Annotated in this window: 18 protein-coding genes; 11 read left to right on the top strand and 7 right to left on the bottom strand. The window is 57.6% G+C overall.

From position 1 onward, the window contains the following. Nucleotides 1-84 precede the first annotated feature (84 nt). From RB548_RS01145 to RB548_RS01130, 4 genes are read left to right on the top strand one after another with little or no spacing between them, the layout of a single operon-like run. On the top strand, nt 85-1,920 hold the full coding sequence (locus RB548_RS01145; RefSeq protein WP_331373245.1) for a type I restriction-modification system subunit M: 1,836 nt from the start codon (nt 85-87) through the stop codon (nt 1,918-1,920). Continuing rightward, nucleotides 1,917-3,188 (top strand): restriction endonuclease subunit S, encoded by a 1,272-nt coding sequence (locus RB548_RS01140; protein ID WP_331373244.1) that lies wholly within the window; start codon nt 1,917-1,919, stop codon nt 3,186-3,188. The genes RB548_RS01145 and RB548_RS01140 overlap by 4 nt, the downstream gene beginning before the upstream one ends. Beyond that, nucleotides 3,185-3,706: a hypothetical protein gene (locus RB548_RS01135; RefSeq protein ID WP_331373243.1), complete on the top strand. Its 522-nt coding sequence runs from the start codon at nt 3,185-3,187 to the stop codon at nt 3,704-3,706. The genes RB548_RS01140 and RB548_RS01135 overlap by 4 nt, the downstream gene beginning before the upstream one ends. A gap of 29 nt (nt 3,707-3,735) precedes the next feature. Next, nucleotides 3,736-6,825 (top strand): type I restriction endonuclease subunit R, encoded by a 3,090-nt coding sequence (locus RB548_RS01130; protein ID WP_331373242.1) that lies wholly within the window; start codon nt 3,736-3,738, stop codon nt 6,823-6,825. A 693-nt stretch (nt 6,826-7,518) separates the two neighbouring features. Here RB548_RS01130 and RB548_RS01125 read toward each other — a convergent pair. Further along, nucleotides 7,519-8,010 carry a tyrosine-type recombinase/integrase gene (locus tag RB548_RS01125; RefSeq protein WP_331373241.1) on the bottom strand — a complete coding sequence of 164 codons (492 nt, stop codon included), beginning with the start codon at nt 8,008-8,010 and terminating at the stop codon, nt 7,519-7,521. Nucleotides 8,011-8,197: 187 nt separating this feature from the next. On the opposite strand from RB548_RS01125, the gene RB548_RS01120 reads away from it, so the two are divergent. The 3 genes from RB548_RS01120 (at nt 8,198) to RB548_RS01110 (ending at nt 11,906) form a co-directional block, all read left to right on the top strand. Then, nucleotides 8,198-8,575, top strand: a complete 378-nt coding sequence (locus RB548_RS01120) for a hypothetical protein (RefSeq protein WP_331373240.1) — start codon at nt 8,198-8,200, stop codon at nt 8,573-8,575. Nucleotides 8,576-8,740: 165 nt separating this feature from the next. Further along, nucleotides 8,741-9,916: an HNH endonuclease gene (locus RB548_RS01115; RefSeq protein WP_331373239.1), complete on the top strand. Its 1,176-nt coding sequence runs from the start codon at nt 8,741-8,743 to the stop codon at nt 9,914-9,916. Between the two features lie 325 nt (nt 9,917-10,241). Then, complete coding sequence (locus RB548_RS01110; RefSeq protein ID WP_331373238.1) at nt 10,242-11,906, top strand: P-loop ATPase, Sll1717 family; 1,665 nt, start codon at nt 10,242-10,244, stop codon at nt 11,904-11,906. A 21-nt stretch (nt 11,907-11,927) separates the two neighbouring features. On the opposite strand, the gene RB548_RS01105 is transcribed toward RB548_RS01110, so the two are convergent. Both RB548_RS01105 and RB548_RS01100 read right to left on the bottom strand, forming a co-directional pair. Then, nucleotides 11,928-12,731 (bottom strand): nucleotide-binding protein, encoded by an 804-nt coding sequence (locus RB548_RS01105; RefSeq protein ID WP_331373237.1) that lies wholly within the window; start codon nt 12,729-12,731, stop codon nt 11,928-11,930. Between the two features lie 374 nt (nt 12,732-13,105). Next, the gene (locus RB548_RS01100) at nt 13,106-14,728 is read right to left on the bottom strand and encodes an ABC-F family ATP-binding cassette domain-containing protein (RefSeq protein ID WP_331373236.1); all 1,623 of its coding nucleotides are present in this window, start codon (nt 14,726-14,728) and stop codon (nt 13,106-13,108) included. Nucleotides 14,729-15,058: 330 nt separating this feature from the next. Between RB548_RS01100 and RB548_RS01095 the strand changes: the two genes are divergently transcribed. The 3 genes from RB548_RS01095 to RB548_RS01090 all read left to right on the top strand — a co-directional run bounded on the left by RB548_RS01095 (nt 15,059) and on the right by RB548_RS01090 (nt 15,927). Next, nucleotides 15,059-15,196 carry a hypothetical protein gene (locus RB548_RS01095; RefSeq protein WP_331373235.1) on the top strand — a complete coding sequence of 46 codons (138 nt, stop codon included), beginning with the start codon at nt 15,059-15,061 and terminating at the stop codon, nt 15,194-15,196. 72 nt (nt 15,197-15,268) lie between these two features. Next, nucleotides 15,269-15,550 carry a DUF2380 domain-containing protein gene (locus RB548_RS32130; protein ID WP_408642390.1) on the top strand — a complete coding sequence of 94 codons (282 nt, stop codon included), beginning with the start codon at nt 15,269-15,271 and terminating at the stop codon, nt 15,548-15,550. Nucleotides 15,551-15,720: 170 nt separating this feature from the next. Continuing rightward, complete coding sequence (locus tag RB548_RS01090) at nt 15,721-15,927, top strand: hypothetical protein (protein ID WP_331373234.1); 207 nt, start codon at nt 15,721-15,723, stop codon at nt 15,925-15,927. On the opposite strand, the gene RB548_RS01085 is transcribed toward RB548_RS01090, so the two are convergent. Beyond that, nucleotides 15,896-16,108 (bottom strand): hypothetical protein, encoded by a 213-nt coding sequence (locus RB548_RS01085; RefSeq protein ID WP_283961895.1) that lies wholly within the window; start codon nt 16,106-16,108, stop codon nt 15,896-15,898. The genes RB548_RS01090 and RB548_RS01085 overlap by 32 nt on opposite strands. A 349-nt stretch (nt 16,109-16,457) precedes the next feature. Between RB548_RS01085 and RB548_RS01080 the strand changes: the two genes are divergently transcribed. After that, nucleotides 16,458-18,743: a methyl-accepting chemotaxis protein gene (locus RB548_RS01080; protein WP_331373233.1), complete on the top strand. Its 2,286-nt coding sequence runs from the start codon at nt 16,458-16,460 to the stop codon at nt 18,741-18,743. Nucleotides 18,744-18,867: 124 nt separating this feature from the next. Here the strand turns inward: RB548_RS01080 and pncB are convergent, their stop codons facing one another. The 3 genes from pncB to RB548_RS01065 form a co-directional block, all read right to left on the bottom strand. Then, nucleotides 18,868-20,172 (bottom strand): nicotinate phosphoribosyltransferase, encoded by a 1,305-nt coding sequence (gene pncB / locus RB548_RS01075; protein WP_331373232.1) that lies wholly within the window; start codon nt 20,170-20,172, stop codon nt 18,868-18,870. Nucleotides 20,173-21,034: 862 nt separating this feature from the next. Further along, nucleotides 21,035-21,634 carry a bifunctional nicotinamidase/pyrazinamidase gene (gene pncA / locus RB548_RS01070; protein WP_331373231.1) on the bottom strand — a complete coding sequence of 200 codons (600 nt, stop codon included), beginning with the start codon at nt 21,632-21,634 and terminating at the stop codon, nt 21,035-21,037. A gap of 116 nt (nt 21,635-21,750) precedes the next feature. Continuing rightward, a complete protein-coding gene (locus RB548_RS01065; RefSeq protein ID WP_331373230.1) occupies nt 21,751-22,938 on the bottom strand; it encodes a polysaccharide biosynthesis/export family protein in 1,188 nt (395 codons plus the stop codon). Nucleotides 22,939-23,211: the final 273 nt, after the last annotated feature.

Genomic DNA, 23,211 nt, shown 5'->3' with positions numbered 1-23,211 from the left:
ATTCGCAACATCTGACACGGCAGTCACGCCTTGTTTACCCGCCAGGAGCATAAATGGCGCGGCACACGCATTCGGGGAATACGCATGAACCAACAGGCACTATCGGCATTCATCTGGTCTGTGGCGGACCTTCTCAGGGGGGACTACAAGCAAGCCGATTATGGCAAGGTGATCCTGCCGTTCACTGTCCTTCGCCGCATCGATTGTGTTCTGGAGCCGACCAAGGCGGCGGTGCTTGCCGAATACGAAGCCAAGACCGCTGCCGGGATCAACCCGGAGTCGTTCCTTAGGCGCAAAGCTGGACAGTCCTTTTACAATACGTCGAAGCTCGACATGCGGCTCCTGATGGGCGATCAGGACAACATTGCTGCCAACCTCTATGCCTATATCCAGGGCTTCTCAGCGGATGTCCGCGACATCTTCGAGAGCTTCGAGTTTGCTGCCCAGATTGATCGTTTGGCCAAGGCCAAGCTGCTTTATCAGGTCACCGAAAAGTTTGCCCGGATCGACCTTCACCCGGACAAGGTCAGTAACCATCAGATGGGCCTCGTCTTCGAGGAACTGATCCGCAAGTTCTCCGAACTCTCCAACGAGACTGCCGGGGAGCACTTCACGCCCCGCGAGGTTATCCGGCTGATGGTCAACCTGTTGTTCGTCGAGGATGACGACATCCTGTCGAAGCCTGGCGTGGTCCGCACGATCTACGACCCCACTGCTGGAACGGGCGGGATGCTGTCGATTGCCGAGGAGTATCTCAGCGAGCACAACGAACAGGCCCGCCTGGTGATGAACGGACAGGAACTGAACCCGGAGTCCTACGCCATCTGCAAGGCCGACATGCTGATTAAAGGACAGGACGTCAGCAACATCGTCTTCGGCAACACCTTGTCCGACGATGGCCATGCGGGGGAGAAGTTCGACTACATGCTCTCCAATCCGCCCTTCGGTGTTGAGTGGAAGAAGGTCGAGAAGGAGATCCGGGCGGAACACGAGCAGAAGGGTTTCAATGGTCGCTTCGGGCCCGGGCTTCCCAGAGTATCCGATGGGTCGCTGCTGTTTCTCCTGCACCTGATTTCGAAGATGCGCCCGGCTGTTGACGGCGGCAGCCGGTTCGCCATTGTCCTAAACGGCTCTCCTCTGTTTACCGGCGGGGCTGGCAGTGGTGAAAGCGAGGTCCGACGCTACGTGCTGGAGAACGATCTCCTTGCAGCCATTGTCGCTCTGCCGACCGACATGTTCTACAACACCGGCATCGCTACCTATGTCTGGGTGCTGTCGAACCGCAAGCCGGACCACCGAAAGGGCAAGGTCCAACTGATCGACGCTTCTTCCTTCTGGCAGAAGATGCGCAAAAGCCTGGGCTCCAAGCGCAAGGAGATGGGTGAAGCAGATATTGCCGCTGTCACCAGGCTGTTCGGTAGCTTCTCCGAGGCTCAGATTGCCACTGTGTTGGATGCCGGCGGCAAGGAGATCGGGCGCGAGATCGTAGTTGACGGTGAGAAGCCCCCGGCTGTCCCCCAGGGCGGCAAGGTGAAGCTCGCGCCGCTGTCGCGCATCCTCCCCACCGAGGCCTTCGGCTATCGCACGATCACCGTCGAGCGTCCCCTTAGGGACGAGAAGGGTCATGTCGTCCTCGGCACCAAGGGCAAGGCAAAGGGCAAGCCACAAGCCGACAGTTCACTTCGCGACTCCGAGAACGTGCCGCTCGGCGAAGAGGTCGAGGCGTATTTCGCACGGGAGGTCCTGCCCCATGCCCCTGATGCCTGGATCGATCACGAGAAGACCAGGGCGGGTTATGAGATCCCGTTCAACCGTCACTTCTACGTCTTCGAGCCACCACGGCCGCTGTCGGAGATCGATACCGATCTGAAACAGGTCACCAGGCGTATCGTGCAGATGATTGGAGACCTGTCGGCATGAGCGCCCAAGCCTATCCACATTACAAGAGGACCGGTGTCGATTGGCCGCCCGAGGTTCCTTCCACGTGGGAAATGCGGCCCGTCAAACGCCTTTCGACGCTGGTATATGGCGATGCATTGCCGTCGGATGTTAGGGATGAGACTGGAGAAGTGCCGGTCTATGGTTCGAATGGTGCGTTCGGAAAGCACAGCGAAGCCAATACGTCGGCTCCCGCAATTCTCGTTGGGCGAAAGGGCTCTTATGGTGCACTCAACTGGAGCGATGTTCCAAGCTTTGCCATCGATACCGTCTACTATGTGGATCCTCCCCATTCAAAATGCAATCTGAGGTGGCTGTACTGGGCCTTTCATACCGCAAACTTCGGAACCCTGTCCCAAGATACGGGCGTTCCAGGGCTGTCGCGGGAGGCCGCGTACGAGGTCCGGCTGCCATATCCATCTAAGTCCGAACAAGCCGCCATTGCCGCCTTCCTCGACCTCGAGACAGCCAAGATCGATGCACTAGTGGAGGAGCAGAAGCGGCTTATCGAACTGCTCAAGGAAAAGCGTCAGGCCGTCATATCCCACGCGGTCACCAAGGGGCTCAACCCAAATGTCTCATTGAAGGACACCGGCATCGAATGGCTCCGTGAGGCACCTGAACATTGGGAGCTTGTTCAATTGAAGAGATGCTTGCGATCGGTCGATTATGGTATCTCAGACACGTTAGGCCCCGAGGGGGCCGTTGCAATACTTCGTATGGGCAACATTCAGGACGGTCGCATTGATCTTGGCGATTTGAAGTTCGTTGATGCGGTAGATAGTGCTCTTCTGCTCGATCGCGGGGATCTTTTATACAACAGAACTAACAGCCTTGATCAGATCGGCAAGGTGGGACTTTACGTTCCTGGGGATTTACAAGCGGTCAGCTTTGCTTCGTATCTTGTTCGACTTAGGACCTCCCCAGACTGCTGCCCCGATTTCTTTGCCTACGCCCTCAACACAGAGGGCATCTTGGGTGTGGCGCGAGCGAGGGCATTTGTGGCCATAGGTCAGTGCAATCTCAATCCGTCGCGGTATTCAGAGATTGTCGTCGCAAAACCGCCGTTGGCCGAGCAGATAGCTATTGTGGAGCACCTTAGGCGCGCCACGTCTGCACTTGATGAGTTGCGCGACCAAGCGGAGAAGTCCGTTACGCTGCTCCAGGAACGCCGCTTGGCCCTGATTTCCGCAGCCGTCACGGGCAAAGTCGATGTACGCGGCCTCGTCGACATTGAGGACGCTGCATGATGAAGAAGCCTGATATCGCAAAGATGGATTCGACCCAAAGGGCTCAACTGAGGGAGAACGCCGAACACTATTTAGAGCACGGGACCGACGCTCAGAAGGCAGCCGCCCAGGGCGCGCTACAGGAGCTTGCCAGGATTGTCGACGAGGACGAGGCAGAGCGACGCTCCAAAATTTCCGGAATGGCGATACCCGAACGCGTGGTGAACGCCTTTACTTCCATTCCACCCACAGAAACTGAACGGGCACTGCTTCAGGCGCTGGTCGACAATCCTGATCAGACATCTCAGGCCCTCAGCGCAAAGCTGGGCTGGGGCGGCCAGTCCTGGCATTTGCATTTCGGTAAAATGTGCGAACGGCGGGAGCGTCTCCTCTGGGACGCCGAACCTGCGGTAACGCGGGACGCAAACTTCTATTGCGGTATCCTCGCCAACTACTCGGATGTCAGCCACGGCTTCACGATGAAGCCGGAGGTAGCGGCGGGATTGGCAGCCATCGGTATAAAGCCGTCCACAAGGTAGCGACCATGAGCCTCCACAAGGAAATCAGTTTGGAGACTGAAATTTGCGGTTATCTTGCGCTCCATGGCTGGCACTACGAGGACGGCGACGCTGCCAACAAGTACGACCGCACCCGGGCGCTACTTCCTGCCGATCTCGTGGCGTGGGTCCAGACTTCGCAGCCGAAGGCTTGGCAGACGCTGGCGAAGAACCACGGATCCGCTGCCGAGACCATGCTACTCGACCGCATCCGCAAGCAGCTTGACGAGCGCGGGACTCTGGATGTGCTGCGCCACGGCGTCGAACTGATCGGCCTTAGGGCACCCCTGAAGCTCGCCGAGTTCAAACCGGCGTTTGGCCTGAACGAGGAGATACTCGCCCGGTACAATGCAAACCGGCTGCGTGTCGTTCGTCAGGTGCGCTATTCCTTGGGTAACGAGAACTGCATCGATCTGGTGCTGTTTCTCAACGGCCTTCCCGTGTCGACCATCGAGCTGAAGACGGACTTCACCCAGAGTGTCCAGGATGCGGTGGACCAGTTTAGGTTCGATCGGCATCCGAGCCCAAAGGGGCGATCTCCCGAGCCGCTCCTGAGTTTCCCCAGCGGTGCCCTTGTTCACTTCGCGGTCAGCAATGCCGAAGCGATGATGACGACAAAGCTCGAAGGGCCGGACACCCGCTTTCTGCCGTTCAACAAAGGCAACGAGGGTGGCAAGGGCAACCCGCCCAACCCGAACGGACATCCGACCGCTTATCTCTGGGAGGAGATCTGGGAGCGCCATTCTTGGCTGGAAGTCCTCGGGCGCTACATCGTTGCTCAGAAGGACGCCAAGAAGAAAATCTCGGGTCTGACCTTCCCGCGCTTCCACCAGTTAGACGCAACCCGGAAGCTTCAAGCTGCGGTTCTCGCGGAGGGAGCCGGGGGCAAGTACTTGATCCAGCATTCGGCGGGATCGGGAAAGACCAACTCGATTGCATGGTCGGCGCATTTCCTTGCCGATCTCCACGACGAGCAGCACAAGAAAATCTTCGATACCGTCATCGTCGTTTCCGATCGCAATGTGATCGACACTCAGCTTCAGGAGGCAATCTTCAGCTTCGAGCGCACCACGGGTGTCGTCGAGACGATCACCAACGAAGGCGGGGCGAAGAGCAGCAAGCTGGCCGAGGCGCTGGCCGGGGGGAAGAAGATCGTCGTCTGCACCATCCAGACCTTCCCCTTCGCGCTGGAGGCTGTGCGGGAGCTAGCAGCGACCCAGGGCAAGAAGTTCGCAGTGATCGCCGACGAGGCCCATTCAAGCCAGACGGGCGAGGCGGCATCGAAGCTGAAGCAGGTTCTCTCAGCCGAGGAACTCGCGGAACTCGGGGACGGTGGTGAGGTCAGCAGCGAAGACATTCTCGCGGCTCAGATGGCGGCTCGTGCTGGCGAAAGCGGCATCACTTATTTGGCCTTCACAGCGACCCCCAAGGGCAAGACGCTGGAGCTCTTTGGCCGCCGTCCGAAACCGAGCGAACCGGCAAGCGAGACCAACAAGCCAGAGCCCTTCCACGTCTATTCGATGCGTCAGGCCATCGAAGAGGGCTTCATCCTCGACGTCCTAAAGAACTACACACCCTACGATCTCGCCTTCAAGCTGGCCAATGCTGGCGGCGAGATGGACGACAAGGAGGTGGAGCGCAAGGAGGCGGTCAAGGCGCTGATGCGCTGGGTGCGGCTGCATCCGTACAATATCAGCCAGAAGGTCCAGATCGTCGTCGAACATTACCGGGCGAACGTGCAGCCACTGCTCGGCGGCAAGGCGAAGGCCATGGTGGTCACCGGCAGCCGTGTCGAGGCAGTGCGGTGGCAGATCGCGATGCAGAAGTACATCAGGGACCAGAAGTACGACCTCGGCACGCTCGTGGCGTTCTCCGGGGAGGTCGATGACAAGGGAAGCGGACCGGAGCCTTTCTCGGAGTCGAGCAAGGAGCTGAACCCGGGATTGAACGGGCGGGACATCCGCGAGGCCTTCAAGCTGCCGGAATACCACGTGCTGCTCGTCGCCAACAAATTCCAGACCGGGTTCGATCAGCCGCTCCTGTGCGGCATGTATGTCGATCGTCGCTTGGCGGGGATACAGGCAGTCCAGACGCTCTCGCGCCTCAACCGGGCACACGCGGGCAAGGACACGACCTATGTCCTCGACTTCGTCAATAGCGGCGACGACATCCTGAAGGCGTTCCAGACCTACTATGAGACGGCTGAACTTGCCGGGGTCACCGACCCCAACCTCGTGTTCGACCTCAGGGCGAAGCTGGACGCCGCCGGATACTATGACAGCTTCGAGGTCGATCGTGTCGTGAAGGCGGAACTCGACCCGCAATCGAAGCAGGGTGATCTTGTTGCCGCCATCATGCCCGTCGCCGACCCTCTCTTGAGGGCCTATAGGGAGGCTCAGGAGCGCCGCCGAGTCGCTCTGTCCAAAGAGGATGCGAAAGCCGCGAAAGACGCTAAGGACGAGATGGACGCCCTCCTCCTGTTCCGCAGCGACATGGGCGCATTCATCCGCGTCTACGCCTTCCTGTCGCAGATCTTCGACTACGGCAACACCGACATCGAGAAGCGATCGATCTTCTACAAGCGACTGATCCCGCTGCTCGAGTTCGGTCGCGAACGGGACACCGTTGACGTCTCTCAGATCAAGCTGACGCATCACAAGCTGTCGACTAAGGGACACCGCACCCTCGCTCTCACGGGCGAAGCGTCTCCGTTAACGCCTTACACGGCCCCGGGCTCGGGCTCGGTACAGGACAAGGAAAAGGCGCTGCTCGCTGAGATCGTCGCGAGGGTGAACGATCTGTTCCAGGGCGAACTAACGGATGACGACCAGGTCATCTATGTGAACAGCGTCTTGAAGGGGAAGCTGCTGGAGTCGGAAACGCTCGTCCAGCAAGCGGAACACAACACCAAGGAGCAATTCGCGAGTTCGCCGGATCTCTCCAAGGCCATTCTCGATGCGATCATGGATGCCTTCGAGGCCCATTCGGCTATGAGCAAACAGGCCCTCGACTCGCCGAAGATCCGCGAAGGGATCAAGGACATCCTGCTTGGACCTGGGCAGCTTTGGGAGGGCCTGAGGGAGAAGGCAGAGAACGCTTAGCAAGCTCATTAATGCAATCTGACGGGGGACAGCGAGAATGGGTAAGGGAGGTTATCTGGGCGGCAGCACTGTGGTGGGGCCCCTGTCAGGTTGGTTCACCGGTGTTGGCGTCCCTCGCTCCGGTGCCAAGCCGAGTGTAACCAAATCTTCCCCAACCAAGCCCCCTGTACCGAAACCAAAGAAGGCGGCGAAAGGGCCGAAGCCCGCGGATTTAGATGCTTTAAGGGTTGCGTACCTGCATACAATTCTCGACGCTCAGTTCCGACAGCAGCCCCTACCAAACGCCCCTCGAAAGGCGAGGGCGTATTTGGAGTCGCAGGTACAGAAGGCAGGTGGGGCGCTGAAGTGGGCTCGCTCGCAGCCCGAATTTGAGAAATTCGTAGAGAAGAAGCGGAAAAAGTATGGCGGTGAGTTGCCGCCTGTTTCGGTAAAGACGAATGTTGTAGGAACGAGTTCCACCCCAGCAAAAAGACTGAGCCCCCCACCCACCGCGACGCAAATTGAGATATTGCGAGAAGATCGCAAACGAGTTGAGCAGCACCGAGAAGCTGCTCTCAAGACAATTCGTGAATGCGACGGTCAGCTTCTAAGAATTGAAACCGAATTATTGAGGCTGGGATCCGGTTAACTGGAATCGTCCAATTCCAGGCTGACCGGATGCAGCACCATGAGTTTAAAGGGGATGCAAGTTGCTCAATCGAGGCCGTTATAGCTGAGCTTCTCCATTTCCTCACTGAGCAGCTGCAGCCCATAAAGACCGTTTCCGTAGCGCCCGGCCATGCCTTGCTGAGCGTGTCCCTGAAGCGCGTTCACGAAATCGAGTGGTATCCGGCTGTTGCGGCAAGCGTCCTCGAAGCTGTGGCGGAAGCTGTGGAACGAAATCCTGTCGTGCTTGATGCTCAAGGCCTTCGGCGTGTTGCCGAACTTCGTGGAGTAAGCAGTTGAGTAGGTACCGTCCGCAGCCTTTGGAAGGTCGGGGAACAGCCGCTTGTGCTTCTGCTTGCGCTGCCGCTCGACGAAGCGCAGGAAGCCAATGTCTTTTGAGTGCCTTGGACAGGGATGCGACGACGCGAGCCGCAGACATCCTGTGTCGCGAACCTCTTTGATCGTCTCTCTCGGTTGCTCGGCGTGTGCCGCCTGAGTGATGAACCAGCGCCGCAAGGCTTCGTCGTTCGCGGGCAGCATATCGTCAACTCTAAGGCGGTATCGATTGAAGCGCTTATTCGCGGAACCGTCATTCCTTCGGGCCGTTGCCCCCGGTCCTCCCCTTCCCGATATCCTTAAGATCAGGTTCGCCGGGACCGATGATACTTGCCCCCCGCTCCGCGAAAGCTCTATATCTTTGCGCGAACCGGACAACGGAGCCTGATACGTGCCACGATCCATCTCCGCCGCCATGCTCACGCTCGCGTTGGCAATCCCAGCTTTCACCGCCACAGCACACGCCGACTACATTCGTCAACGGGGAGACGATCCCCGCCTCCGCCAAATCCACGCGCAATGCATGCTCAAGGATGAGGAACGGTGGAACGTGGATGGTGATCGCCTCATCAACAAAACCTCAGACAACCCAAACATTACAACCATGGAACAGATCAATCATATCGCGGACCAGTTCGCGCAGGAAGGATACCGGCTGTTCCGTGTTTGCATGGAAGCAAAAGGCGCGTTGGTTGATGAGACTTGCGCTTTCCATAGCCTTAAGAACCGCTTCTGTTACTCGATACCCAAAACCGAGAACGTAGAATAGAAGAGCGGCGCCGCTTTTTCCGGCTGGAGCACGGCCGCACACCTCTGTAATGCACCCAGAATTGAACCACACCTCGTGCTTGCCTGACCTTGTTGTCATTTCCTTCAGAGATTTTTGAAATCAAGACAACTTAGGATGGGTACATCGGCGCTACAGGGGAGTAATATGCCATTTCACGAACAGCCGGGGCTGCTATTTACACGAGCCACAGTGCAGGAAGCGCTACAGGTTCCAGACGACCTTCGTGGCGGCGATTGGGATACCGGCTACACCCAATATCAAGATGAGTTCTTCATCTTCTGTAATATCGGCGTAGCTGGTCGAACGGGACATGACTACGACAACTATTGGGACGGCGAGACGCTAGTTTGGCGCGCCAAGCGCGGGACAAATGTAAGCCAGCCACAGATTGCTAGGCTGGCGTCAGAGCGATATCCAGTTCACATATTTTACCGATACGAGGACAGAGCGCCGTTCGTTTATGCTGGGCAGGGCCGAGTGACGCAGGTCCTCGACACGCAGCCGGTAACCATTCATTGGACCTTCGCCGACAGAAATGCCAATCCGGAGTTACCTGCCGCTTTGGGCAGTGCGGGGTTTACGCTGGACCCTCCAGGCGTTCACACCCAGCGCGCGACACGAGGAAGGTTGGTCATCTACGCCAAGCGTCTTACGACATCCTTTCCGCTCGTGATCGGGCCGGATTGGGAACAGTTGATGACGGAATTAATTTCAGCCGGAGGGCTTAGGCCAGATGATCGTTTCTATTATCATAACTCCACCATGCGGAGCTTCCCTCAAAGGCTTAACGGTGGGACTGGAGAGATACCTTACGGCCTCGACTTTGGCTTCGACGGGGCGACTGCTCTTTCCAAATTCCTAAGCGTTCTGACGGCGGCCCAGCCCTCCGTCCTTCCGGTTCCAAGCCCCGGTGCGGTTGAAGTTGATCCTGTTACGGAAACCGAGGTCACACGAGCTGCGCGTCTAGGTCAGCAAAAATTTCGAAGTGGCCTTCTGGAGCGATACAAGGGCAGATGCGCTTTGACTTCGATCGACATGCCGGAAGTTTTGCGAGCCTCCCACATCAAGCCTTGGAGCAAATCAAGCGGAACCGAGCGGCTCGATGCGGACAATGGTCTCCTCTTGGTGGTTCATCTCGACAGTCTCTTCGACAGGGGCTTGATTTCATTCGATGACGAAGGAGTTATCTTGATTTCAGCGCTGATGAGTGGTGGCACAAGAAAAGCATTCGGTTTGGACCTATCCCTGCGCTTAACCGGGCTCACCGAGGGAAACCGCGCATATCTGAAGCACCACCGGGCATCCGTGTTCGTCGGATAGGGGTTCTGTGCGGCGCTCAGGACGAAGCCAGCCAGCTCGAGTTTAGAAAAGACGCTCGGCCCTTATGGGGAACGGGAGGGGGTAGGGGTGTACGCGCAAGCTGTTAGTCCGATCCCCCGCTCGAAAATTTCTCCCAAAGATTTGGCGACCGCCGCAGTGCGGGTCACCTTTTGGGCCGCGTGCCTTGGAGGAGCACCAATTCGAACGCCACCGAGCGATTTCTCGGCGAACGTGAACAAATGAGCTGTTGATCCAGGGCCTGAAGCATCTTGTGCGCGCTAGTGAACCGCCTTAGCTTCACAACCCTGGGGTGGCTGGGGATAAAATGACCAGGAACAACAACATTATTACGCGAGATATTCGCGTCGGGAAGAATGCGGCAGAAGAAGACACTGAGTTGTTATTCGAATGCTTTGTAGACAGCTCCGCACTACATGAAGCTATGGATGTGAATAGCAATGCATCCATTATTTCCGGGAGGACCGGCTCCGGAAAAAGTGCAATAATACAATATATCAACAGGCGAGAACGAACGTCTTTCTTGTCACCTGTTGATATGGCAATGACGCACATTTCCAACTCAGATGTCTTAAGATTCCTGAATGACATTGGCGCAGATCTAAACTTGTTCTTTCAGGCGATATGGAAGCACGTACTCTTAGTCGAATACATAAGGTTAAAGTATCGAATAACAGACGAGAAAAATTCAACCGGCTGGTTCAACGGTATATGGCAGACATTTAATACAGATAGAAGTAAAGCAAGGGCACTGGCTTATCTTGAAAAATACGCCGGTAACCTCTGGGTCACGATAGACGAAAATGTTAAGCAGTTAACCGAAAGCTATGAAGGGCGAATTCAGGCCGAACTTGGCATTGATGTAAGCAAATTTGCGACTAAGGCTGGTTATGGCGCCAACCTTAGCCAACAGAACAAGACTGAATATATAGCGCGCGTCCGCAAAATCATGAACGCGGACCAGCTTCAAGATCTCTCTAAAGTGATAAGTTTGCTCGCTGATGGATCTTCGTCAGCCATGAATAATCATTACATACTTATTGATCATCTGGATGAGCGTTGGGTAGATGAGGGTATAAAGTATAAGCTGATAAATTCTCTTGTTGAAGCTCTCCCGAAATTTAGACCTATTCGAAACCTCAAGATTGTTGTCGCCCTTCGAACCGACGTCATTGAAAGGTCAATTCAGGAGAACGAGGACAGCGCGTTTCAACGTGAGAAATTTAGAGACAAACTAATTGGAATTGAGTGGAATGAGAAAAGCCTCAAAGAGCTGATCGACAAGCGTATAGGTCTTACGTTTCGAAGAAAATACTCACCACAAAGGCAGGTATTATTTGACGACTTATTCACTCAAAAAGTTAAGGGGCAGTCTCCGTTTGACTACATTTTAGATAGAACATTGCTGAGGCCCCGCGACCTCATCTCTTTTACGAATGAGTGCCTTGAGACGGCTGATCAAAAGTACGCGATATCCCCAAGTGATATACAGAACGCAGAGCTTCGATACTCTCAATATCGTTACGAAGCTCTTCTCGATGAGTGGCGTGTTCCGTTTCCTTCTCTCTCCCTCATCATGGAACTGTTGCGAGGCAAAGAGCACGCATTCCGCTTAGGCGAGTTCACTGACCATGAAATTGATAACACTGCCCTGGAAATTATAGCTCGAAAAAAGCCGTACCTAAATTCGCTATCGAGGTCGGCAACTGCACTTTGCGACAATCCATCTCCCCATGCCCGGAGCTTATTTAAACGCACACTCGCCTCGGTTCTGTATCGAGTGGGCGCGATCGGTCTCAAATTGTCGCCCGACGAGCCTGTTATCTATGCACACCGAAACAGGCCAATCGTCTCAGCAGCTGAGATTGACGAGGAAACGGGCGTTCGGGTTGTCAAAATGCTCTACGCATACCTTCGAATAAACGAAAAAGGAAAAAAACCGAAGCCAGCGCTGCAGCCCGAAAGGGGCTAATTCACCTGGGAACTCGCGCGGTCATTTGAGCCTATAACCAGCCGCCTTTAGTTCTTTTTGTATTGCCCACGCAACCTCCTCAACGCCTTTTTCAAAAGGCTTGTAGATGAGCCCGCTTAGATCGCTGGGTAGGGTCATTTTACCACGATGAAGGCAGCAGGTTCTCTTACGGCTCAAACGTCCGACAAAGTAACCGAACTCCCATATTACATTTGGACGAGCACGAAACTCTTTCGCACGTTCGTGGTCAGGTTTGGCTTCCTCCGAGACAACATAGGCTATCTCGTCGGGGGTTAGAAGGATGAAAGCAAATCCGACATCCGCGTGATCTTCAAACTTCTCAATTATCGTCCTTCCCCCATCTGCTTGGCGATGTAGGACAATGGGTTCAAGCCCCATATCTCGCAGTAGGATCTCCAACTCGTTCTTCGCAGCCTCATCATGTCCGTGCACGACGAACACTTTATTCGTAAGATCCCTGGGAGCGACGGCCACTTCTCGTTTAATCAGTTCTCCGAACGTGTCATTCTCAAGCACCTCCAGTGCGGCTTGGAGGGCACCGAGATAGTGGGCCTTCGCGTTTTCGAACTGATCCTTGCCGTTCCCTAGAAGTTGAGCCTTTGAAGCAGCTGCCATGAGCTTATAGGGCGCGGAGTTCTCTCCGAATAGAGCGCCCAGGGCGCCTTGAATGCGCGCCTTCCAAGCGACCCAGTCGGGGTGATAAGCGTCAGGATACCCGTATTGGCCCTTCGTAGAGAAGTTACTGTAAGTGAACTGCTTACCCCGCTCCAGGAGCAGTTCGACGGCCTTTCGCGCATCGCTCAATCTACTTCACCGCATAAGTTGCATCCAAGCGCCAACCATTAAAGCTAATTCTAGGAAGTTCAAGCGACTTCGACCGGGAAGCTCCTCGAAATAGGCTTACTGCCCGGTTGCATGATGGAGGAACACGACGGTGGTACACAGCCCTTGATTTCCGCTCTCAATTCATCAATAAATTCAATAATCGATGAGCAACTCCGCCGAGTTCAAATCTCTCTAGCAGCACCAGTCTATCCCCTTGAAATCGTTACCGGACTTCGGGAGGCGCTTCGCCCTGACAGATGCCGGTTTCTTCCGCTACAAACAAGTTGCGCTCGGTCACCGCGTTCGCCCAGGCGTCCGTCAGCCTCCGGTGCAGATCGCGGAAGGAACGCCCATCACCCGCGCAGCCCCGGCGCTTCCTGTCCAGTGCGCTCCACGTATTCGATATATCCACCGCCATATTGATGGATCCCGTCCGGCGTTAGCTCAAGCACCCGATTGGAGAGTGCCGACAGGAAGCGGCGGTCGTGCGAGACGAACAGCATGGTGCCCTCGTAGGCCGAGAGTGCCTTGATCAGCATCTCCTTCGTGTCGAGGTCGAGATGGTTGGTCGGCTCGTCGAGGACGAGGAAGTTTGGCGGGTCGAACAGCATCGCGGCCATCACCAGCCGCGCCTTCTCGCCGCCGGAGAGCACGCGGCAGCGCTTCTCGACGTCATCGCCGGAAAAGCCAAAACAGCCGGCCAGCGCTCTGAGCGGCGCCTGCCCGGCCTTGGGAAAGCGTTCCTCCAGCCATTGCAATATGGTGCTGTCGGCGTCGAGCAGGTCCATGGAGTGCTGGGCGAAATAGCCGAGCTTGACACTGGCGCCGAGCGATACGCTGCCCTTGTCCGGTGTCGTGGTGCCGGTGACCAGCTTGAGCAGTGTCGACTTGCCAGCGCCGTTGATGCCCATGATGCACCAACGTTCGCGCCGGCGCACCATGAAGTCGAGGCCGTCATAGATCGTCCGGTTGCCGTAGCCTTTGTGGACATTCTTGAGGTTGACGACATCTTCGCCAGAGCGCGGAGCCGGCAGGAATTCAAAGGCGACTGTCTGGCGCCGGCGCGGCGCCTCGACGCGGTCGATCTTTTCAAGTTTCTTCACCCGGCTTTGAACCTGCGAGGCGTGAGAGGCGCGGGCCTTGAAGCGCTCAATGAACTTGATCTCCTTGGCGAGCATCGCCTGCTGGCGCTCGAACTGCGCCTGCTGTTGCCGCTCGTTCAGCGCCCGCTGTTCCTCATAGAAACCATAATCGCCGGAATAGGTCGTCAGCGCGCCCCCATCGATCTCGATGATCTTGGTGACGATCCGGTTCATGAACTCGCGATCATGAGACGTCATCAGCAGTGCGCCGTCATAACCTTTCAGGAATTCCTCCAGCCAGATCAGGCTCTCGAGATCAAGGTGGTTGCTCGGTTCGTCGAGCAGCATGATGTCCGGGCGCATCAGCAGGATGCGGGCGAGCGCGACGCGCATTTTCCAGCCGCCCGACAGCTTGGCGGCATCGCCGTCCATCATCTCCTGGCTGAAGCTCAGTCCCACCAGAACCTCGCGAGCACGGCCCTCCAGGGCGTAGCCATCGAGCTCCTCGTAGCGCGCCTGCACCTCGCCATAGCGTTCGATGATCGCATCCATTTCATCCATGCGGTCCGGATCCGACATCGCCGCCTCGAGCTCGCGCAGTTCCGCTGCCACCGCGCTGACCGGCCCTGCCCCTTCCATCACCTCGGCGACGGCCGAACGTCCGGCCATCTCGCCGACGTCTTGGTCGAAATAGCCGATCGTCATGCCCTTCTCGACTGAGACCTGTCCCTCGTCGGGCTGCTCCTCACCTGTGATCATCCGGAAGAGCGTCGTCTTTCCCGCCCCGTTCGGACCGACAAGGCCAATCTTCTCGCCACGGTTCAACGCTGCCGAGCCTTCAATGTAGAGGATGCGGTGACTGTTGGACTTGCTGATGTTATCGATACGGATCATGTGGAGGACGGCCTGGTGGGGTTGCGGGCCCCCTATGCCACGGCTCGGTGCCGCTGTCACGCGAACCCGTATCCTTTGTCGTCAACGTTTGCCGCAGAGTCGTGGGAATAACGGATGCAAGCATTCTTCGGTATCTGACCGACGACGGTCAATTGCTGTGTGGCGTCGATCGTCAGGAGGCAAGACGCGGGTCCGGCCAAGGGTAAACTCCATATACCTCGGACGCTCCGAAGCACGCCGACGACATGGTCTGCCGGCTGCGCTGCGTTAATCGTGATTTGGGTGGTCAGGCCGTGTACAATGACCGCCTCGTTCATGGGAGGACCACCCATGCGCATTCCCACATTGACTGTTCTCGCGGCGCTGCTGGCGGGCACCTGCCCATTTGCACATGCTCAGCAAAAAGAGCCGATGTCGATCGAGGTGTTTCCCTTCGAATTGGAGGACAAGAGCGCCGGGGAGGAATAATCCCCCCAGACGACTACGACAGGCGCTATCTGTCCGAATCGGCACAGGTTGCGAAAGTCTGGGCGTTTTTCCGTGATCGATGTACCCGCAGAGAACGAACAGGCGGCTGCGCCGCACGGACTACGGAACTGCGGGGGCTGTGAGGCCCCAATTGCCAAAGCTCATGGCGCGTCTCTTGCCCTGCTGGGCGTCGTTACGCGCGTGAACCGAACAGAGCACACTATGCTCATCCGTATCCTTGATGCCGAAACCGGCAAACCGGTTTCAGCGGGTTTTACCAATCTTCGCATGGGCGCAAACCATGCGTGGCCCCGCTCGGCGAAATGGCTGATGACAAACAGAATTTTGCGGTAGCGCGACACGGCGGCTTCCCGAAGAGGTCAGGCACACAGGTTCTCCTGATGAGCAACACGCGGCACGGAGAGGTGCTGTAGGCCCGGTAGCCGACCGGATGAGCCGCTCGGGTATCGTTCAACCGCAGAAACCTCTACCAAACGCACCGCACGTCGCTTAAGCTTCTGCTTATGGAAGCTCAGAGATACGACCTTAAAGAGGAACCGGACGGCTCCTGGACGGTGATTGACAAGGAAACCGGGCAGGCGGCGGAACTGAACGGTGAACGGCTGGCGCACCTCGATATTCATCTGGCGAACGAATATCTGCCGCTGCTGAAACTCAGGGATACCGTTTCCGGCCTGATCAGGAAACCCGGTGACGAGGGGCCGGCCTGAAATCGGCGAGCTGCGCCAGAAGCTGGTCGCAGGTGAACTTCTTCCTGCCCATCAGATCCAGGATGCGGCGGGCCGCCTCATTGGCCTCCACACCATCCCTTCCGACGTTATGCAGAGCGCACCAGACATCCAGCGCCCCGCGCATGACATCGACATCATCCGGTGAATAGGCTTGACGCACGAACCCCTCCCAAGGTGTGTACCTCAATGCATTCATTATGGGCATCATGGGGCATTTTGGGGCAAATTCAAGAAAATACTGAGGTACCCCAATAAGTCATACGATTGGTAAGCTTTCCGACGTCGTTTTGGCTGTTGTTCGGCTCTTGGCGGCCCCGACCAGGTCCCGTGCGGCGCGCCCTCGAAGGTCCGAAACGTGCGCCCGATGCTATTTGCGTCATGCGTGCCACGCCGTCATCAAACCTTAAAACAAATCCGTATAACTCCGCTTGCGGCAAACCCGCCGGATGCATGACGCGTCACGACCTGCCTCTTCGGCATTTGATTTTCTTCCAAAATTCGGTGTTGTCATGCGTTTATCCGTGAAGCTTCCGCTCGCAGCGGCGGGTCTGGCCGTCCTTTCCATCGCCGCCACCAGCCTTGCCAGCCTCACCGTCAGCGGCAGCATGTCCGCTCAAGCGGCCGTCGAGAAACTCGAAGCGCTGGCGGATGCCCGACGCAACGAATTGCGCCATTACCTGACGACGATCGAAAACGACCTGCGCAATCTGCAGGCGCAAAAAACGGTCGCGAAGGCATTGAGCGATCTCAACAGTGCAATGGCCGGGATCGGCAACGATGCTGCAGGCGAACTTGCGCGGCGCTACGCGACGGCGAACCCCAACGCGGAGTACAAGCGGGCACTGCTCAGCTCTGCCGGAAAGGACAAATATGACGACCTGCACGGCCGCTACCATCCATTCTTCCGACGGTTCGCCGAGGAGCACGGTTACAGGGATGTTCTGCTCGTCAATCTCAATGGCGACGTGGTCTATACGCTGAACAAGAAGGGCAACTTCGCCGTCAGTCTCTCGCAGGCGTCGTGGAAAGACACAGGACTTGGCCGCATCTTCAAGGCGACCGCCGAAGGTACCGACAAGAACAGCCTTGCCTTCGCCTCCTACGAGACCTACGGCCCGCTTGGCAAGAGACCGTCGGCCTTCATTGCCATTCCGATCGCGTCCCTAGACGGCAAGATCGGTGCACTCGTGCTCGAAATGCCCGACGCAATGATCGGCCAAATCGTCGGCAACACGACCGGCCTCGGCGAAACCGGCGAGACGATCCTGCTCGACGATAACGGCTTCTTCCTGACGGACAGCATCAGGACGACCGAAAACGACATGCTGAGAGCGCGGGTGGACCGACCGGCAGTCACCGAAAGCGACGGGATCGCCAGCAGCGCGCTTTCGGATTTCCGCGGCGAAGAAGCACGGATGGCGGCGACCGCCCTCGATGCCTTCGGCACCCGCTGGACTGTCGCAGCCGTCATGACCTCCCGCGAGGCTTTTGCGGCGGTGACGGCGCTGCGCAACTGGACATTGCTGTCAGCTTTCATGGTCCTGATTGCCGCGATCGTCACCGCAATCTGGTATTCGCGCCGCCTGACAAAACCGATCTCGGCCCTGGTGAAGGATATGAACCGGCTCGCCGGTGGAGATACAGCGATCGCCTGCACGGGCCAGGAGCGCAAGGACGAAATCGGCGACATGGCCCGCTCCGTCGTGGTCTTCCGCGATGCGGCGATTGACCGGGTGCGCCTCGAGAAGGCGGCGGAAGATACGCGGACATCGATGGAGGACGAGCGACGGGCACGCGATGTCGCGCGGATGGAGGAGGCCCGTCACATCGGCAAAGCAGTCGACGAGCTGGCGGCAGGGCTCGAACGGCTTTCGCTTGGCGACCTCACCACCTGCTTAGACCAGCCATTCGTCGAAGGACTCGATCGCCTGCGCCTGGATTACAACATGTCTCTCGACCGCCTGTCGCTCACGCTCCGCGACGTAAAGACGAGAATCGCCCACATTCACGGCGACACCGGTGAAATGCGTGACGCAGTGGACCAGCTTGCAAAGCGCACGGAGCATCAGGCGCTGTCGTTGGAGCAAGCAGCGGCGGCACTCGGCACCATCACGCTTACAGTACGACGCACCGCCGAACACGCCACTTCCGCGACGCAGATCGCAGCCGCTGCGAAGGACAGTTCCGACCAGTCCAGCAATGTCGTGAACGATGCGGTTGACGCCATGGGCAGGATCGAAGCTGCCTCGCATTCGATTTCACAGATCATCGGGACGATCAACGACATTGCCTTCCAGACCAATCTCTTGGCGCTGAATGCCGGCGTCGAAGCCGCACGTGCCGGTGAGGCAGGCAAGGGGTTCGCGGTTGTCGCACACGAAGTGCGGGAGCTCGCGCAGAAATCCGCCGTCGCAGCGCGCGAAATCAAGACCATCATCACAGCCTCTGCGGACGAGGTGGCGAATGGCGTGTCGCTCGTGAGGGCAGCGGGCGACGCACTCAGCCGGATCTCCGGACAAATCCACGCCATCAACGACCAGATATCTGAGATCGCCGCCGATGCGCGCGCCCAGGTGAGCGGCCTTCAGGACGTCAACGAGACCGTACGTGAGCTCGACCGCATGACACAGCAAAACAACGCGATGGTCGAAGAAAGCACGGCGATGACGCATCGGCTTTCGAACGAGGCGTCCGGCCTCTCGGAGCTCGTCTCGCAGTTTCGCATAGCCTTCGACCAGCCTGCCGAGATCGGTAACCGTGCTGACGCCGATGTCCAATTCGTTCGGCGCGCGTGATGGCCCCACGTCGACCTTAACGCAAGCTTAAGATTCTATTGCTAGATCTGACAATGCGATGATGGACAATCGCAATCCCCTTCTTGAAACCGGCGCTTGCCGGTTTCTTTTTTATGGGGCGAGTTCAGACCTTGACTGTCTGCTCGACGAAATCCTCGGTTCCGAAGAATTTCAGATAGCGCTGCACTTCCTTGGGATCTCCAGTCGCCTTGCGCGGATTGTCGGAAAGCTTGACTGCGGGCCGGCCATTGGCTTCGCTGACTTTGCACACGATCGATATCGGGTTGAGGCCGCTGATTTCCGTCGGCGCGCAGCCGGCGAAATCGTTGGTGAGGTTGGTTCCCCAGCCGAAACTCATGCGCACGCGACCCTCGAAATGGCGATAGGTCTTGATGATCGTGTCGACGTCCAGCCCGTCGGAGAAGATCAGCAGCTTTTCTCGCGGATCGCGGCCCATCTTCATCCACCAGGCGATGATCTTCTCGCCGCCTTCGATCGGCGGCGCGCTATCCGGTCGAAAGCCCGTCCAGTCCGCCACCCAATCCGGCGCGTCGCGCAGGAATGCCGCGGTCCCGAAGGAGTCCGGCAGCACGATCAACAGATTGCCGCCATAGAGCCGGTTCCAGTCCTGCAGGACCTTGTAGGGCGCTGCGGCAAGCTCCTCGTCGTTGCGCGCGAGCGCCGCCGCCACCATAGGCAGCTCGTGCGCGTTGGTGCCGAGCGCCTCGAGGTCGGTGTCCATGGCAAGCAGCACGTTGCTGGAACCGGAAAACGAGCCGCCGATCCCCTCCTTCAGTGCCTCGACGCACCACCGCTGCCAAAGAAAGCTGTGCCGGCGGCGCGTGCCGAAATCGGAAATGCGCAGGTCGGGATATTGCCTGAGCTGCTCGACCTTCGACCACATCTTGGCCTTGGCGCGCGCATAGAGCACGTCGAGCGTGAAGGGGCCGAGGCCTTTCATCGCGGCGCGCGAACGCAACTCGTTGATGATCGCCAGCGCCGGAATCTCCCACATCGTCGTTTCGACCCAGCGGCCGCGAAAGATCAGTTCGAACTGGCCGTCGCGGCGCGACAACTCGTATTCGGGCAGTTGGAACTTGGCGAGCCAGGCGAGGAATTCCGGCGAGAAGATCTGCTTGCGCCCGTAGAACGTGTTACCGGCGAGCCAGATCATCTCTTTCTTGCTGAAACGCAGCGTCCGCGCGTGGTCGAGCTGATCGCGCAGCTCCTGCTCGTCGATCTCCTCGGCAAGGCGCACGGTCTTGGTGCGGTTGATCAGCGAAAAGGTCGCGTCGACGTCCGGATAGAGCTGCCAGATCATCTGCAACATCAGGAGCTTGTAGAAATCCGTGTCCAAAAGGCTGCGGATGATCGGATCGAGCTTCCAGGTATGGTTATAGACCCGCCGTGCGATATCGGTCTTTGGCATCTGCGATTACGCTCCTTCCGGGTCACCGCTGCAGGCTTCCTTATATCGAAGCCGATTCAACGATAAAAACATGCAGCAATTCAAAGTGCTACAGCGACCCTTGTGCGTCTGCAAGACACCTGGCGCCGTCGTGGACTCGGCCAAGGAGGAGGCCATCACGATCGGTTTCGCAAATTCCGAACGATCGCGCTTCCGGCGACTAGAGCATCCCGCTTTCAAGTGGAATCACTGAAAGCGGATAGGATGCTCTAGAATCAAAGTGCTAGAGCGTCCTTTGTGCGTTCACTTGAACGCACGGCGCTCTAGTTCAACTAAGACGGTACGATTTGGTGAACTGCGACCGATGCACACGCACGTCCACGCTTAACGGCAAGTCGGTGATCACGAACTGATCGCCGCGCCGCGCCCGTTTGACTCCTCGTGCGGATTTTAGTCTATCCGTGGGCATCCGGGCTCGTTTGCAAAAATTACGCGATTGCGCTCTCCCCTACGCCCTGTCCCCCTCACCTCGATGGAGTATCTCGTCGTTCGCCCTATCCTGGGGCTCCGGAGATATTGCCGAGACAGATAGAGCGCCTGGCGCTTGGTGCATTGATATCCCTCACGATAGCGCTCGCGATAATATCGCCGCGGTCCATACTCATCATAGTATCGTGGGCGATAGTCGTCGTAATAACCAGGGCCGTTGGGACCGATGTAGAGTTCGAAGTCTTGAGAAAAACCGGCCGTCGGTGCCATCGACATGGCGACTATCGCGGCGGCGAGAAAATGCCTAACCCCTGTACCTGCCATCTTGGAGCTCCTCTCGTCATGAGGTGCAATTGTAGAGCTTCAATGATGAACGGGGGCAGAACGTTCCTCCCTAGATCAGCTTAACGCCCGCATCGCGCATGCGCCGCGTCATTGTCGCGAGTGATCCGTTCAGATCGATGCCGCGGCAAGCGCCGAGCACAACGGAGGTCGAAAAACCCTGGGCGACCGCATCGAGCGCCGAAAAGGCGACGCAGAAGTCGGTCGCAAGACCACAGAGCGATACCTTGGAGATGCCACGCTCGCGCAGGTAGCCGGCCAGGCCGGTAGGGGTCCGGTGATCGTTCTCGAAAAAAGCGGAATAACTGTCGATCTCGGTGCGGAATCCTTTGCGGACCACCAGCTCTGCCGTCGTCCATTCAAGATCCGGATGGAATTCAGCGCCCGGGCTGCCCTGAACGCAATGATCGGGCCAGAGCGTCTGCTCGCCGTACGGCATTGTAACCGTGGCAAAGGGCGCCTTGCCGGGATGGCTCGATGCGAAACTGGAATGGCCGGCGGGATGCCAGTCCTGCGTGAGGATGACATGGGCCGACTGCTGGATGAGGCGATTGACGATAGGCACGATTTCATCGCCGCCGGCAACGGCAAGGGCGCCGCCGGGGCAGAAATCGTTCTGCACATCGATGACGATCAAGGCTTCTTCAGCCATGGGCCCTCCTCGCGATCCAGCCGGACCGCACCGACCATCAACAAAATCGATTTAAACCGAAGATCAATCACAGAATTGGCCTGGCAGCAAGCGGGTTTGCTCGACGCCAAGCTTCGTCAGTTCTGCAGATCGTCCAGGTTGTCCGCGATGTTGATGCCCGTATTCGCGATGCCGATCGGGCGAGCCACGAAGTCGAGGAATTTCGCAATATCGACGGAAGGATGACGCGAAGCATAGATCACATCGCGATTCTTGATCGGGAAGGTCTGCCCGACGATCAGGCTATCCGGATTGGTCATATTGAAACGATAGACGATCGGATAGCGCCCGACGCTGTCGGGCTTCATGCCCTTGCTCAGCATCGTGTTGAATCGCTCTCTTCCGAGCAGGCTCATCACGATGTCTGGCTCTTCGTAACGGAAGACGAAATAACCCTTTGCATCGACCGTCCGGTCGGCACCACCGCCCGCGAGCGCCACGGCTTCGAGCAGGTTCAGATCATTGGCGCCGAACTCGACGCGCTGGTTTGCCCTGACCTGGCCAAGGATCGTGAACGTGCGCGGATCGCGGGTCACGAAGACCTGGTCGCCCGGCTTGACGTGAATATTTTCCGACGGGTTTTCGATGATCGACTTCAACAGGACCGTTCCGGTCTTCTTGCCGCGCACAAGCGTTACATAGGTCTCGTAAGGCTGCGCCGACGGACCGCCGGCCTTGGCGATGACCTCGTTGATCGACTCGCTGACGAGGTTCAACGGCACGACCGACGGACGGCCGACCGCGCCGGAGACGGTGACGATGCGCGATGCCGTGGACGTGCTGGTCACGATGACATCGGGCTCCACGGCCTTCTGCTTCAGTGCTTCGAGAATTGCCTGTCGCGCCTGTTCCAGCGTCAGGCCGGCAAAGCGAACCGGACCGACATAGGGAATGGCCGCCTTGCCATCAGGCTGGACAACCAGATCGATGTTGGTCTGCTTCGATTCCGTTGTGGAAAACAGCCCGTCGCTGCCCGCCTCGAAGATCGATATTTTCAGCTGGTCGCCGACGCCGATGACCACCTGCCCGACGCCACCGCCAATGCCGAAGCGCCGGCTGAGCGTCGTGGAAACATAGTCCGAGACCAATCGTGCCGATTGGCCATCAACGTCGACAATGTCAAAGACGGTCGCATTCTTCCTGCCGATCTGCGCACCGGACTGGCCGGCATCCGCAACGATATCGGTTGTCAGAGGTCCTTCTCCCGGCACGGCCTGACATCCCGCAAGCGCGGTGCAAAGCAGAAGGGCAGTCACTCGTTTCACTACGATACTCCGTATTCGGCACAGCGATGACTCTGCTTACAGATCTGCGCCGTATGTTTTCCCGGCAGGGAATCCGCCGGTCACTGCAAAGCACAATCGCCGTGCCACAACAAGCCACCTCACCACCAGGCAACTAAAATATTCAGCACTGCGCCTTTCCGGTCATACCTCCTCGACATTGTTTACGATCCGTCGCGGTAATTGTCTGGAAGGGGCCTTGCAACCTGTGTATCTAAGCCTTTGGGGTTGAAAGCTAGGTACTTTGAGTTAAAA

This window comes from Sinorhizobium chiapasense (genome assembly GCF_036488675.1).
Lineage (GTDB): Bacteria > Pseudomonadota > Alphaproteobacteria > Rhizobiales > Rhizobiaceae > Sinorhizobium > Sinorhizobium chiapasense.
Note: the sequence above shows the minus strand (reverse complement) of the source record. Positions and strands in the feature narration are given on the sequence as shown.

Excerpts from the sequence above, each read along its gene's own strand:
- RB548_RS01145 (WP_331373245.1), top strand. The coding sequence starts at position 85 with ATGAACCAACAGGCACTATCGGCATTCATCTGGTCTGTGGCGGACCTT.
- RB548_RS01140 (WP_331373244.1), top strand. The coding sequence starts at position 1,917 with ATGAGCGCCCAAGCCTATCCACATTACAAGAGGACCGGTGTCGATTGG.
- RB548_RS01135 (WP_331373243.1), top strand. The coding sequence starts at position 3,185 with ATGATGAAGAAGCCTGATATCGCAAAGATGGATTCGACCCAAAGGGCT.
- RB548_RS01125 (WP_331373241.1), bottom strand. The coding sequence starts at position 8,010 with ATGCTGCCCGCGAACGACGAAGCCTTGCGGCGCTGGTTCATCACTCAG.
- RB548_RS01115 (WP_331373239.1), top strand. The coding sequence starts at position 8,741 with ATGCCATTTCACGAACAGCCGGGGCTGCTATTTACACGAGCCACAGTG.
- RB548_RS01110 (WP_331373238.1), top strand. The coding sequence starts at position 10,242 with ATGACCAGGAACAACAACATTATTACGCGAGATATTCGCGTCGGGAAG.
- RB548_RS01100 (WP_331373236.1), bottom strand. The coding sequence starts at position 14,728 with ATGATCCGTATCGATAACATCAGCAAGTCCAACAGTCACCGCATCCTC.
- RB548_RS01095 (WP_331373235.1), top strand. The coding sequence starts at position 15,059 with ATGCGCATTCCCACATTGACTGTTCTCGCGGCGCTGCTGGCGGGCACC.
- RB548_RS01090 (WP_331373234.1), top strand. The coding sequence starts at position 15,721 with ATGGAAGCTCAGAGATACGACCTTAAAGAGGAACCGGACGGCTCCTGG.
- RB548_RS01080 (WP_331373233.1), top strand. The coding sequence starts at position 16,458 with ATGCGTTTATCCGTGAAGCTTCCGCTCGCAGCGGCGGGTCTGGCCGTC.
- pncB (WP_331373232.1), bottom strand. The coding sequence starts at position 20,172 with ATGCCAAAGACCGATATCGCACGGCGGGTCTATAACCATACCTGGAAG.
- pncA (WP_331373231.1), bottom strand. The coding sequence starts at position 21,634 with ATGGCTGAAGAAGCCTTGATCGTCATCGATGTGCAGAACGATTTCTGC.